General features: G+C 41.7%; 12 protein-coding genes. All 12 read right to left on the bottom strand.

Annotated features, from left to right (window positions below; genetic code table 11):
• Nucleotides 1-1,366 precede the first annotated feature (1,366 nt).
• The 12 genes from ACFINY_RS03720 to ACFINY_RS03665 all read right to left on the bottom strand — a co-directional run bounded on the left by ACFINY_RS03720 (nt 1,367) and on the right by ACFINY_RS03665 (nt 13,057).
• Nucleotides 1,367-2,371, bottom strand: coding sequence for a phage tail protein (locus ACFINY_RS03720; RefSeq protein ID WP_375651062.1), 1,005 nt, complete (start codon nt 2,369-2,371; stop codon nt 1,367-1,369).
• Nucleotides 2,368-3,507, bottom strand: coding sequence for a tail fiber domain-containing protein (locus ACFINY_RS03715; protein ID WP_375700853.1), 1,140 nt, complete (start codon nt 3,505-3,507; stop codon nt 2,368-2,370). The genes ACFINY_RS03720 and ACFINY_RS03715 overlap by 4 nt, the downstream gene beginning before the upstream one ends.
• A complete protein-coding gene (locus ACFINY_RS03710) occupies nt 3,504-3,956 on the bottom strand; it encodes a hypothetical protein (RefSeq protein WP_375651070.1) in 453 nt (150 codons plus the stop codon). The genes ACFINY_RS03715 and ACFINY_RS03710 overlap by 4 nt, the downstream gene beginning before the upstream one ends.
• 348 nt (nt 3,957-4,304) lie before the next feature.
• Complete coding sequence (locus ACFINY_RS03705; protein ID WP_375647466.1) at nt 4,305-5,768, bottom strand: hypothetical protein; 1,464 nt, start codon at nt 5,766-5,768, stop codon at nt 4,305-4,307.
• A 79-nt stretch (nt 5,769-5,847) separates the two neighbouring features.
• Nucleotides 5,848-5,982 (bottom strand): hypothetical protein, encoded by a 135-nt coding sequence (locus tag ACFINY_RS03700; RefSeq protein ID WP_375700852.1) that lies wholly within the window; start codon nt 5,980-5,982, stop codon nt 5,848-5,850.
• Between the two features lie 168 nt (nt 5,983-6,150).
• Nucleotides 6,151-6,294 (bottom strand): hypothetical protein, encoded by a 144-nt coding sequence (locus ACFINY_RS03695; RefSeq protein ID WP_375647471.1) that lies wholly within the window; start codon nt 6,292-6,294, stop codon nt 6,151-6,153.
• A 22-nt stretch (nt 6,295-6,316) separates the two neighbouring features.
• On the bottom strand, nt 6,317-7,012 hold the full coding sequence (locus tag ACFINY_RS03690) for a hypothetical protein (RefSeq protein WP_375647476.1): 696 nt from the start codon (nt 7,010-7,012) through the stop codon (nt 6,317-6,319).
• A gap of 83 nt (nt 7,013-7,095) precedes the next feature.
• A complete protein-coding gene (locus tag ACFINY_RS03685) occupies nt 7,096-8,214 on the bottom strand; it encodes a N4-gp56 family major capsid protein (protein WP_273791303.1) in 1,119 nt (372 codons plus the stop codon).
• Nucleotides 8,215-8,507: 293 nt separating this feature from the next.
• A complete protein-coding gene (locus tag ACFINY_RS03680; RefSeq protein WP_375658165.1) occupies nt 8,508-9,281 on the bottom strand; it encodes a hypothetical protein in 774 nt (257 codons plus the stop codon).
• 194 nt (nt 9,282-9,475) lie between these two features.
• Nucleotides 9,476-9,637 (bottom strand): hypothetical protein, encoded by a 162-nt coding sequence (locus ACFINY_RS03675; protein ID WP_375700851.1) that lies wholly within the window; start codon nt 9,635-9,637, stop codon nt 9,476-9,478.
• A 223-nt stretch (nt 9,638-9,860) separates the two neighbouring features.
• The gene (locus ACFINY_RS03670) at nt 9,861-11,711 is read right to left on the bottom strand and encodes a portal protein (RefSeq protein ID WP_375700850.1); all 1,851 of its coding nucleotides are present in this window, start codon (nt 11,709-11,711) and stop codon (nt 9,861-9,863) included.
• Nucleotides 11,696-13,057, bottom strand: coding sequence for a PBSX family phage terminase large subunit (locus ACFINY_RS03665; protein WP_375638503.1), 1,362 nt, complete (start codon nt 13,055-13,057; stop codon nt 11,696-11,698). Before ACFINY_RS03665 ends, ACFINY_RS03670 begins: the two co-directional genes overlap by 16 nt.
• Nucleotides 13,058-13,259: the final 202 nt, after the last annotated feature.

Raw genomic sequence — 13,259 nt, 5'->3', positions numbered from 1 at the left:
GACAACCTCAGACAACCTCAGACAACCTCAGACAACCTCAGACAACCTCAGACAACCTCAGACAACCTCAGACAACCTCAGACAACCATATGAAAAGCTTTTGAAAAAAATTCCTCATCGAAAATTTTTACAAGGTATTTTTTTAGATTATACTCTGTTTTCCACCTAAAATGATGATTTTACCACCTAAAACCAAAGAGAAATGCATGTCACCTTGCATGCTGTATCAACCTTTCCCAAAATGACAAAGCCCACACCGGTCTTTAAATAATGCCAATCAATAAACAATGGTTTGTAAACAATCTGGCTTCTTATCTAACAGATTTGACTTGGCTTCCCCCTTCAAATGCATCCTTGTAATGTATCCCCTGTCCAGAGTTATTCTACAAAAAAATGCTGCGTTAGGAATACGCACAGATGAAAAACACCCCATGCATAAAATTTTAACCACATCTCAAACAATGGTATTTTACAACACAACGGAACAAACTATTGTCTTATAGATTTTTCTCGTATCACTCTCATCCCGTTTCAAGAAGTTTCCTGATAAGCACAAAATGCCATCTCAGAGAGTTCAATGCCTCACCATGTACTACAACGCATCGCCAACCTGCTGCTCTTGCCAACAGTGCACCCATTTTGAAAACAAAGAGTGGCTTTTTTCCTACACGCTTTGCCAAAAAAGGGAGTGCTCCATTTTGCTTTTTCTCGCTTTAAATAAACATATCCGTTGACCTCTTTCCACCACCCTCAAAGGACAAAGGTTTTAGCCCCACATCGGTTTGTAAACAATCCAACTCCTCTGAAGGAGCTCCATATCTGCTCATTATTTATATGATTCACTTGCATAATACTTAACCAAGCAAATCCTCCCCAGAACAGTTGCTAATGTATTAAATACTTTAAGCTATCTTACTGATATCACCAGCTTCAATAATAGTGTTTTAATGACGGTATTTACGCTATAATAGGATAAAATTATCTAGGGGCTTTTTGTCATCGCACAGCAGCGGTTTAAACCCAGCACTTGAAACAATGGATCACGATACCACAAGAGAGAGGCATTTGGGATAAAATCTTTATTCCTCAGCAAAAAACGCCATGAATAAAGAAATTTTTTTTGTTCTTTCCCTACCTTTAATAATCACTGTCTTGATCCTCTAAAGAACAATAGGTAAACTCACCTTTAGGCATCCAACAAAGGCAGCACAAAAAATAAAAGAATAAAGAGAGTTGAGTTTTTTTTCTAAAGCGCCTCAAAACTTTCTGCACAATATATTCTATAAGACTTTATATTCAATAAGACTTTTTTTCATAACAAACATTTTGCAAGCATTTTTATCTTTCTCTCACACAGCTTTCATTCTCAGGCTTTGACAGCATAAACCACCGCCACATTGACAGGACGTGTTTCATCTCCCCCTGTTTTTTGCAACAAGACCTTATGTTCATGCTCTCCCGCAGGACCTGTCAACAAATTTTTATTGTAAATTTGAGCCAGATTTCTATAATATTCACCGTGATTCATATCCCAAACTACCTCTTCAATCATTGGATAACTATGCTGGTGGTTACCTGTTGAATCTGTTTTTCCCTCATGGGTATGGGATTGAAAAGACTCTTCTTGTCGGCTTCCCAAGCGACGTCCTTTATCAATTTCTTTTCCACTATCGAGCCCCCGTAAAAACATTCCACGCAAATCGGGAACATTGAATGTTGTTCTCCCGTTTCCTTTTCCCCATGTTTCTCCCAGAACAGCAAAGAGATTAGCATAGTTCCTTCGCGAATATTCTTTACCATCACACAGTAACCATCCAGAGGGTATTTTTTCTGTAGCAAAAGTCCCGATAAATCCAGAAGAAAAAGTTTCAGGCAAAGGAGGAAAGGGCGGAATTTCAGGAAGTTTTATAGTAGGATTGGTTAAAAACCAGCCATCAGCATTTTTTCCGGCAATATCACGCGTATAGACGACTTCATAAAGCCCCCCTTTTTGAATTTCCCCGCCCTTTAAAGGCATAATACCCTCTGGCGTTGCCATATAAGTTGGTCTTGGCGGCAATTGATTTAAAGAAATATTTGTTATTCCTCTGTTGACGCCTTGTGCTTTAAAGCGCACAACAATGCCATCCATATAAGTCTCAAAAAAAGACTTTGTTGCCAAACGAAGTGACGTTCTCTCATTTTCCACATCGACAGTAAACTGTGTTTCAATCCCGCCCCCATTATCCAACAAATATTCTTTGATGCGTTGCATCATAGCGCGAGCACTATCATTGACTGTGCTTGGCGGTTGCCCTTCTGCCCAGTTTATATTCTCGTCGACATAAGCATTTTCTGATGCAACAATTGACCAATCATAAATCGAGCTCATAGAAGATACTCTTTTTTCAAAAAGGGAAAACGAGCAAAAAATGAAGAAAAGAAAGCCGCAATTTTATTTTTAGATGCCGGCATTTTCTCCATTTTCATTTTTTCCATTTTCAGGCCTATTTTGTCATAATCAACATGCAATAACTTTGTTTTCGCATTGACATAAACAGCTTCAGGGTTCACACGCAACACGTCTTGCGCCATAACGCCCTGATAACGTTGTGGATTTCCCTTATAATTAAAGGTATAAAGTGGATATCCCTTTTTCTGCCCCACAGGGATAATATTTTCTTTTGCTCTCACATCACAAAGCCCTAAAATTCCTCCGACCAATCCAAGTACTTGCTGCGCATCACGCAATGGATCTTTTGTCACAGAAGGCATTGTCGTGGATTTTCCTGAAGTCGTTCCGTAATTTCCAGCAGCCTGTGTCCCTACCTGTAACAAGCTTTGCAATCGGTTCCAATCTTGATTATCTTTTTCTGACCATTTTTGGCGTTCAGCATCTAAGACATTTTGGCGGTTTATATCTTGAATCATGCCCCCTTTCAAAGCATTGCTTTGCACGTTACTCTGTCCTTGATAATAGCTATTTGCCGCATTAACTTGATCATTCTGAGAGCGATCAATCATCTGGTTTGCATTCATCATATTGTTAATATCTTGATTATATTGCTGTGCTGCAGCATTTGTTGCCAAGGCGCCTAACTCATCGGCCAGCACACCAGTATGAGCTCCAGAGCCATAACGTCCTGCTCCCGACATCGATTGATTAATTGCATCGGACGTTTTATTCAGAGCATTTTGCAATGCAGTATTAAATTTACTATTGCTTCCAATCCAGCTTCCCTTAGCCATACCGGAAAGATTTGTAGCGCTGTTGGTTGGTGCATTCAACCATTGCGTTACCGTTGGATTATTATAGAGCCCAGCTGCTTGTTGTAAACCAGTTAGCGCATTTTTTGTCATATCGCTAAGACCGGCAACTCTCTCTCCCTGATAAACGTTTCCGCCAATTCCTTTATTATAAAGTCCAAGCGCGTTAGCACTGGCTTGTTTAAGAATATCAGCAGCCCAAGCGGGTGGTGCATTTGTTTGTGTTGTTGTCTGCACTTGAGGTGTTTTTTTTCTACTCATGAACCCAGAACCTTTCTATATTGAATAAGATTACGAGAATATCCGTGATGAGCGAGCTTTTTCGCCCATCCAGTTCTTCCAAACATGTGCATTTCGTCCGCATTGATTGTTCGCGCCCATTTTTCGACTTCATCAATCAACTTGACCAATTTCAGCCCTCCCTCTCCCGCAAGATCTGAGAGAACGACGCATTTTTTTCCCGTATGGGTTATTTCAACTTTGGTAATTGCAAAAGCACTAAATTGGATTTTATTTTTTAAGACCAGCCACAATTGTGCTTGTCCTGTAGCGATTTCTTCAGCAATTTTTTCCAGACAAACATCATCCGGAAAGCGCTGCGCATATTTTTTCAATGCAGCATTGAGTGCCTCTTGATAGGGAGCTATTTTTCCCCATGGCCACTGCTCTGTCAGATGAGCAGAATATAAACCTTGACTCTCAAGCATCATAATTTTAGCTCTTTTAGCTTTGTCATTTCCCTCATTTGAGCAATACGCATCCCCATGCATACTTCACGCATTCCATGCCCCCCGCACAATAAAAGAAAAAAAGCCCCATCATCCCTTTGTCACAACAAAGAGGGAACTTTTTTCTTTATAAAAATAAACCATGGTGCAGCCTATTTTCCTTTATCGCAGAAAAGCATGAAACATAACGCACCACCTTGTTCTTCATATTATAAAGACACAGCTTATCGCATTGTGCCTTTGTTTATAAAGGTTTGGGAAGCCTATGGGGCATTTGTTCTTTAATAATAGAGGCTTGAGCCTATCGCATGGTATTACAAAAGGGCATGCCTATCGCATGCCGGCCCGCGTCAATTCCACATCAAATCCAGTGACATGAGTCCAATTCACCCCTTCAGGAATACGCAATTTAAAGCGATAAAACCGTGCCCTTGCACGACAGTGAATTTGTCCAGTATTATAAGAGGGCTGTTTTTCTGGCAACCAAACAGTTTCCTCTTCAAGAGATTGTCGAAAGCGCATTCCCACAGACAAATAAAACTTTCCACTATTGACTTGAGGCATAATATTTTTCACCCGTGTTATCATGCCATTTGTCTGCCCCATTTCTTGTGATGTCACGACACAAGCCATAGGACCCCCAGAAAACGAACCCAGTCTCCCCTGTTGATCAAATGCCCCCAGAATAGGCGATTCATTTTTCCAAGCTTTACTATCGAGAGAAAAGGACAAATCGTCAATATTCTTAGTCACAAAATCAAGACCTTCTAGGGTTGTTCCTGCTAAGAAAATAGGCAATATCATTTTGATATCGACGAGAGCTTTTGTCCATTTTTGCAATCCCCAATCATAAATGAGCAAGATACGTTTATGAAGGTTCTCATCAGAATCAACCATCCAATAAACACGATTATACACCCCATCGATAGCAGCAGACAGAGTGTACAGATTATCCTTCCTTGATTTTGCGGTCATCGTTCGATCGACTTTTTCGAACCCAATGGGTATAATCTGTCCCTCATTTGTTATTTGATAAAACCCGCCCTCATCGGCAAAGAATGCTAAATCGCCTCTACAAACAATTGATTCAGCATTTTTTGCGCCTCGTTTATCGTGGATTTTTTGGAAACTAAAAATAATCTTAGAGCCAGGAATAAAAGAACCAGCATAGATTGCAGAACGCATAAAGATAATTGGATTTGTTGTCTCCGTTGCCCCTTGGACGAATCCGCCATCAGGAAAATCTTGATAATCACAACTTTTTTTTCCCACGGTCCAAAATTCAGCATCATTTAATCCAGACCAATGAACCCGTCTTGGATTTTCGGTTAATTTCATCAAACAAACGAAATCTCCCCAGATTCGAACAATCCCTGCCTGTGGTGGATTTCCTCCTAAATTTCTAAATGTTTTATCATGATTAATATCAATCACTTGTGGTTTATCATTGGCATTCACAGCAATGATAAAATCACCAAACAAAGCAAAAGACCACGGAGCATCAACATTAGCCAGATAAGGTTTTCCTTTTTGGCTAATATCTTTCCAGTTCATTGTTGTATTATCAAGTAAGTAGATTTTATCTCTTGTCCCGACAATAATAGAAACCCCATTTTTTGTTTTAACCGCAAGAGTGCCTAAGATTGGCTCCGGACAAGGCTCTGATAAAGGTTCAAAACTTGGCATAGGGATATAGGAGCCATCCGCCGGGAGCACATTAACAAGTTCATCGGTAAAAATTCCATTGATATCCGCCACATCGGGTCGATAATCAGCGATTGGGAAAAAAGCCATCAAGACCCCCATAAAATCTTTGAAGAGCCCAGTGCCATTCAAAACACCAAGGCTTATTGATAAAAAACCACAAAAGCCCTTAAAACTCTAAAGGCATAAAATTCAACAAAATAAACAACCTTAGATTGTCTAAAGCACCAAAAAAAACGATACCATAAATAATAGCCACCCCAACGCCATCCACCAGCGCCAAACCAAAATCAACTGCCCGCAATCACATCACCCCCCACAATGACGGGGGAAAGAGCCATCAAGAGCCCCCCATAAAATCTTTGAAAAGCTCAGTGCCATTCAAAATACAAAGGTTTATGGATAAAAAACCACAAAAGCTCTTAAAACTCTAAAGGCATAAAATTCAACAAAATAAACAACCTCAAGTTGTTTAACGCACCAAAAAAACGATACCATCAATAATGGCCACCCCAACGCCATCCACCAGCCCTTCACCATCAACACCCAACGCGTGTATCCAGCCATAAGTGACAAACCAGCCACCAGTGCCAAACCAACCTTCAACGCCAGCCATAAACGATTTGGAAAAAAGTCTTTTAAAAACGCATTGGGCGAATCTTTGAAGAACCTTTTCGGCGCGATGTTTCAATGCGCAAAGCTTGAAGCTGTTCTTGAAAATCTCTGAAAGAAACGGCGGCATATTCAGGATCTTTAAGGATATTTTTATAAAGTTCATATTTTGCTCGTGCTTTAATAAGATCAAAAGCATAAATCAACCAAGGGTTATCATCCTCTTTCAGCTGTTCATCGGCAAAATGAACAGGAGCATAAGAAAGCTGTACAGTTTCCAGATGTTCTGGTGTTGGAAAGAGTCCTATTTTTTGATCAAGGTAGGTATAAAAGAATGGCGTTCCTAGCGCAGGATGCATACCATATTGTTGATGCAACACTTCCAAGGGCTTAAAGAACAACTTTGTTGGTGTTGCACTCTTTGTTACTAAAAAGACGCCCTCCAAACTCTTTTCTGCTTCAATAAAAACCCCTTCTTCTTGCCCATACCATGTTTTACCACTTTGTGTTTTAAACGTCCTTTCTCTTTTTTCATTAAAGAAAAAGGGTTCGCGTTCACACAAACGCAAAGCCGTAAAAATTGAATCTTGAATTTGCAGGGAATATTCCGCTGTTGTATCGTCAATTTCATCTTGAATAAGCGCGACCATATAAGCAAAAGTTTTAGAATGGTCTGAATGTGTAAGGTTTAGATTTTGGGGATCAGTGGATAAAGTGGTCATAAGCCTGTCCTTGTTTCTGGAAGCATTTTAAATTTTTCCCCCAACAGATCCCTCTTGTTGGGGGAAGAGAGCAAGCGTTCGCTTTAAGCGGGTGCTCCATAAGTTGGGATGACGATAGTGCCAAAATCCTGAGCCCCTTGCGTACTTCCTGGCAAGGTAAAGCAAGTTTTTTTCATCCCAATAATGGTTTTTGCCGCAACCCCGAATTCTCTTTCATAGTCGAAGAGTTCCTCCACCAATTTATAGCGTGTCGCCCCTCGATCTTTACCAAAAGCAATCACAGCACTCTGCGCACCAAGCAGAACAGCCCGCCGCACATTTGGTACAGCTTTGTTAGCGGTTCCAGCTTCGACCCCTTCGGTAATATGTTCAGCTTCGCGCAAAACCACACCATTATACATGCCCAAAGACCCATCATAGAGCGGATTTTTGATACGACTTCCACTATAGATTGCCTTAGTAATGTCGAGCCATTGCCCCGCATCAGTATTGGTTCGCAATTGTGTCACTTGGGTTGGATGAAGATAAAGCACATAAACATTTTCCCCATCGATCCGCACAGGTCTAATTTTAGGATTTGCCAATTTAGCCCGTTCAACTGCTTTATCAATCAAGCTGAGATCAAAAACATCGTCTTCTTTTAAGTCCTCATCTTTTGCTTTATCATTAGGACGTACCACACGTTTATTGGTTGGTGCCGTTGGCGCATTAAACCCATAATGAACTGGTTTAAGGGTAATCGTGCGTCCTTCAAAGTTAATTGTTTTTGCGGTATACCCGCAAACTTGAATGAAGAACATCATACTCAGACGATCTGCATACCAATCAACCAAACCATTTTTTGCCTCGGTGCGCAAATCATGGAGAATTCGTTGTTGATCAATCGTTCCCTCATTTTTGACACGCACGGCATGAACGAGTTCATTAATTGCCAAGCGATCATTGAGAAACTGTAAAGCTTCTTCATTGCCTTCCAATGTCTGCCCTTCGCTCACCCCATCGCCTAGCAACTGCACACGCAAATTAAAGCTAATAGCATCCCCACTTGCTTTCGTGGTTTCATCTTTTAATTGTACGATACTGTTTGAATCATTTCCAATCAACGGTGCAATTGGAAGTGCTTTTGAGACTTCTTGGTTTAGTAATTTAGACCATGTGCGCACTGCCATTGGGTCATTAAGTCCGATATAAGTTACAGTCATTTTGTCCTCTAAAAGTTTTATTGACATAAAAAACCCGGCAAAGCGCCGGTTGTTAAAACACCACATTTCATTTCAAATGGTGAATAGGTTGTTTGTGAGTTTTATCTAATTTCTGTTAGCGTCTGCCTCCCCCTTATAAGAGCTCTCCTCACCACATCCGTGCTGTGAGAAATCCCCCCGCATTCTTCTGCGCCAAAAGTCTCTTAACATTCCTGCAAAAAACACCTGCCACATTCTTCTGCGCCAAAAGCCTCTTAACGTTCCCGAAAAAAACACCTGCCACATTCTTGTTTTTAAAATTCTCTTCCCCCCATTAAACGATTAAAAGCGGCTTTATTTTTAGGATCAGAAACCCAAGCGCTAAACTCTGCTTCTGACATTTTATCAAGCATATCCAAAGAAATCGGCCCATTTGGCGTCAAGCCGTTATAAGCAGCAAGAGTACGTGCAGAATTGTGTCTTTCCTGTAAATTTTCACCCATGTTATTGGGAACATTTGTGTAGCCAATTTTTTGTGCAATAGAGTAAATCACTTCAGCCGGATTTTGATTTTTTTGCGCACAATCGCGCAAGATCTGCTTCAACTCATCACCAATCAACGCATCAATATTTTTGGGATCGGCCATCTCAGGATAGAGCGAAGCACAAGCTGCCAATTGTTTAGCCCGTGTTTCATAAATAAAATCAGCTGCTTGATCAAAATCATGATGCTTTTGTTTAACACTTGCAACAGACTGCTGAAAAAACGCATGCAACTGTTCTGCTTCGCGAGCAAGAGAAGGTTGTTGTTTTTCATGTACAAGCCCTTGTTTTTGGAGTGTTTTTCCCAACCATTGCATATAGCCCATAAAGTCTTTTTGCGGATCTGGCGCAGCATCTTCGCCCCCTTGAACCTCTTTTCCAGCCTCTTGCGAAGAGTCCTGTTGTTGAAGCATTTGCCCTTGAAAATTATCTTCAAGAGTTTTTTCTTCTCTTCCAATTTCACCATTTTCTCCCTCTTGTGTTGAGACCAGAAAATCTTGTTTCAATTGGTTTTGTTCTGCCGGCGTTAAGTGTTCTTGATCCATGACATTAGCCTTCTCTTTTTTTAAACAATAAAATCAAATTTTTCAGATAAAACAGCCCCATAAGCACTTATCCCCTCAATGCTCTCTCATCATTTAGCACCAGCATTCTCCCCAATGCTCTCCACCCCACATGACAGCAAGCCTCCCTCTCCACCCTACTTTTCCCAACAGTCCTGCCCTACAAAACAGTTCTTTTAAGAAAAGGGAGCCCATGCACTACGAAAATCGATAAGCCCATTCTGCGCCCACCATGCCCCACCATGTTCACCCCACATGACAGCAAAACTCCCTCTCCACCCTACTTTTCCCAACAATCCAGCCCTATAAAACAGTTCTTTTGGGAAAAGGAAGCCCATGCACTATGGAAATCGATAAGCTCATTCTGCGCCCACCATGCCCCACCAAGTTCACCCCACATAACGGCAAGACTCCCTCGTTCTCCTGTTTTTCCCCAACAGGGATAGTCTCATAAAACAGCTCTTCGAAGATAAAGGAAGACGACATTACGCTATGGAAATTGTATCGATAAGCAATTTCTGGTAGATGGAATTTATCAGAAGTCGCGCATGACAAAGCGTCCTATTGTTGAGCCTTTACTGTCTGCAACATCTGCATTATCTGCTCTGCTCCCACATTATCCCCCATCTGCGCTGAGGCATTTTGCTCTTCTTGAAAAGAGTTTTGCGCCTTTATCGCAATTTTATGAATAAGTGAAGCCGGTAAAGGCGAATAGCGTAAGAGATCGAGCATAATCTCAGGCGTTGTAAAATTTTGCATCAAAGGCAGCAATTGCATGATCAGTGCAAAAGTACGCTCTTTTTCATTAAGACTTGTTGGTGCATCATCCACGACAATATCATATTCCAAGCTTGTCACCATTTCGCGTGTCAGCGGCACATACTGGGCATTTTCATCACCAGCAATACGCACCAACCGCCCATCGGACAGATAATTTTGAATAAGATAGAGAATAATTTTTCCCTGTCGTTGCCGATATCGACGCAACCCATCAAAAAAGGAAGCCAAAAGATTAAGTGACGATTGTCGCCGTTGTTGCTCAAGAATGCCAGGCTGATTGACAGCTCGCGTCCCAATAAATTCAGAAGACAACCCCGTCACCTGTTCGAGAGCGCTCTTTGCTTCATTAAACAATTGGAAAAACCCTTGCGGAAATTGTGCCATGGGTTTAGGCTGGATTCTTCCCCCAGACACCGCCCCACTTTTCAACCAAGTAATACTATCGGCTCTAGCCCAACTCTCGAGGGCTTGTCGATCATCATCAAAAGCATCGCGCTCTGCCATAATTCCGCCTTTTGATTGGCTATTGAGCAAATGCATCACTTGACTAAAATATTTGTTTGCCCACCGTTGCGGATCTTTTGTAGGGCGCACAATTCCGTAAAATTGCCGACTTAACTTATCAAAAGTACCGGTAATACACTCCCATCCCAATTGATTGGGTGGAACCAAGGGCTTATCAGGCGCTTCAAGCAGCTTTCTACCTAAAAATGCCCGTTTGACAATTTTTCTGTTCAACCTTGTTGCTTGAACATGCGGAAAGGTTTTGCTTAAATTTTGGAAATCCTGCTCTGAATAATCGACAAACCTTCCACTTTGAGGCTCAAGGACTTTATAAACCACCTCGCGTTCAAACCAGCGACATTCTGCCAATGTCACCATTTTAGGACGTTGATAGCCGCTCCCCTCTTCTCCTTGATCCCCCCTCTCGGACTGATAACTTTGTGTCATCCCATTGCTGGTTGGCTGTAAAAAGCTCTGATGTTTCACCCAATCCGCATGAAGATCACTCCAATGAACATTTGGAAACATTTCCTGCGCCACAGCAAGGGGTTTTTCATCAATATACCATAAGCGTTGTGCATCAATGAGATTAGGCTTGACAGCACTAGCATCCCACACCATTTTCATCGGGTCTAAACGTGCAATGATTGGTTTTCCTTGCGGATCTTGTTCATAATCAAGGCGTGTATCTGTCCAGCCCATTCCGCAAATAATAGCATCTTGGAAGGCATCGGAATCTTCGTATTCCCCATCAGCTTCATCACGAAACCACTCAGCCGCCCCTGTCAAAATCTGGTTTGCAAAGGCAGCTCCTTCTTGTCGTGGAATAAATTGCACTTGCCTTTTATTATTGCGCTCAGCCCCAATCACGGCATTAATTAAAGGCGCAATACGGTTAAAAGTCATCACCGGTCTGTTTTGTTCGTGCAAGACAGCCAAGTCTTGCTCATTCCATTGCCGTCCATTATAAAAATCGTAATCTTCCTGGGCATTTTTTCGCCATTTTTCGACATGATCAATATCATCCTGATACCAACCCACGAGTTTTTTAAAGAGAGCTTGATTTTCAAGCGTTTCGATTTGATTAAAAGAAGAATCTGTAGAACTATTCATTAAAAAGCCATCCATGAAGTTTGAGAATGGTGAAACGAGCGATAAGGTTTTTTTCGCGCTTTAGCATTTGGTTGTTCATAAGCCACACACATCAGTCCAAAGGCATCGGCCCCATGGCTAGCCCAATCATGTTCAGCCCCTAGTCCGATATTGCGCTGTTCGTCGCGCTTTTCATGATACCAAGCAAGCGCTTTTCTGCCCGCACATGTCGTTTCACGATTAAACCATAGTGCAGGAAACAACCGCCTTACGGCTTCGATACGCATTTTCACAGCGCCTGTTCCTTGGTTAGGAATTATTTTGGTTTGAAAACCGGCTTGTTGAAGGGCACTTTCAAAACTCACATTATAGACACGATCTTTTGTTGCGCCATCATGAGGCAAAACCATAAGAGCCTTTTCATATCCCCTTTGAAAAACCCAGCCCACATGCTCTGAGAGAGGTTGTCCTTGGGCTTCATAATAATCGAGCACTCGGATTTCACGTCCAACAAATTGCGCCACCCACAATGCGGTAGCATCGGCCTTTGCTCCTGTTCCCCCGATATCCCAAAAGATTCTCACCTGCATCAAAGGATCCCGTGGAACAGTGGTAATCCGCCCTTCCATTTCGGCTTCCAGCAGGCATTTCTGATAATAAGCCCCTTGGACAGCTTGGAGATATTCGCCTTCCCAAATATGGTTATACTGCTCTGGTCTTTGCTGCAAATCGTCCATTCGATCACGATTGAGTTTTTCAGGAAATTGCGGATTATCACGCCAATTGATTTCCACCCCTTTGATATGAGGATTATCGACATTTCGGAAACGTTTTTCCACGGCTGCATTTTCATGGCATGGGTTCCATGTGACCCATAATTCTGCATTCCAATCTTTTCCTTCTTCGCGCAAAGTTGGAATAAGTGTTTGCCAAGCAGTTTCTGTCACGGGCTCGGCTTCATCGACCCAACAAAGGAAAACGCGTCCCATTGATTTAATACTTGCGATATTGCGATCAAGCCCAGCAAACACATAGACAATCCGTCCATCTTTTGACTTAATATATTTATCGCCGATTTCATAATAGTCTTGTAAAAAAGGATAAGACTCGATAGCGCGTTTAATTTCCTCCAAAGAACTTTCATTAAGAGAATTTTGAAATTGCCTTGCACAAAGAATAATCCCGCGTTCTCCAGCCATTCCATGGCGATATCCCACCACAGCCGACATCAAAGCAAAAGAACGTGTTTTTCCAGAACCCCGTCCTCCCCAAGCGGCTCGCACATCTGCTTTTCCAGTAAAAACAGGAATAAGCTTTGGAATAAGAGCCACTTGAGCCGTTTTCTGCTCAATTTTTTGAGAAATTTTCTGAACAGTTGTCATTATAAATTTTCATACTTTAGCAATAATTGCGCTGCACCCTTTTGCTTATCCCAAGTTTAATGATCCCAGAGCAATTGAACGAAAAGAGCAATTGAACGAAAAACGCCCTTCTCAAAAGCAGCGCTTTATCTTTTCTTCATCCTAATATTCAATAAATTTCACTTTTTTGCATGAGATCCCCTTGACCCCACCTATGCGCCCC

Origin of the sequence: Bartonella sp. AA23NXGY (genome assembly GCF_042197165.1) — a bacterium.
In the GTDB taxonomy this organism is placed as follows: Bacteria; Pseudomonadota; Alphaproteobacteria; order Rhizobiales; family Rhizobiaceae; genus Bartonella.
This window is presented reverse-complemented; position numbering and strand designations above follow the sequence as displayed.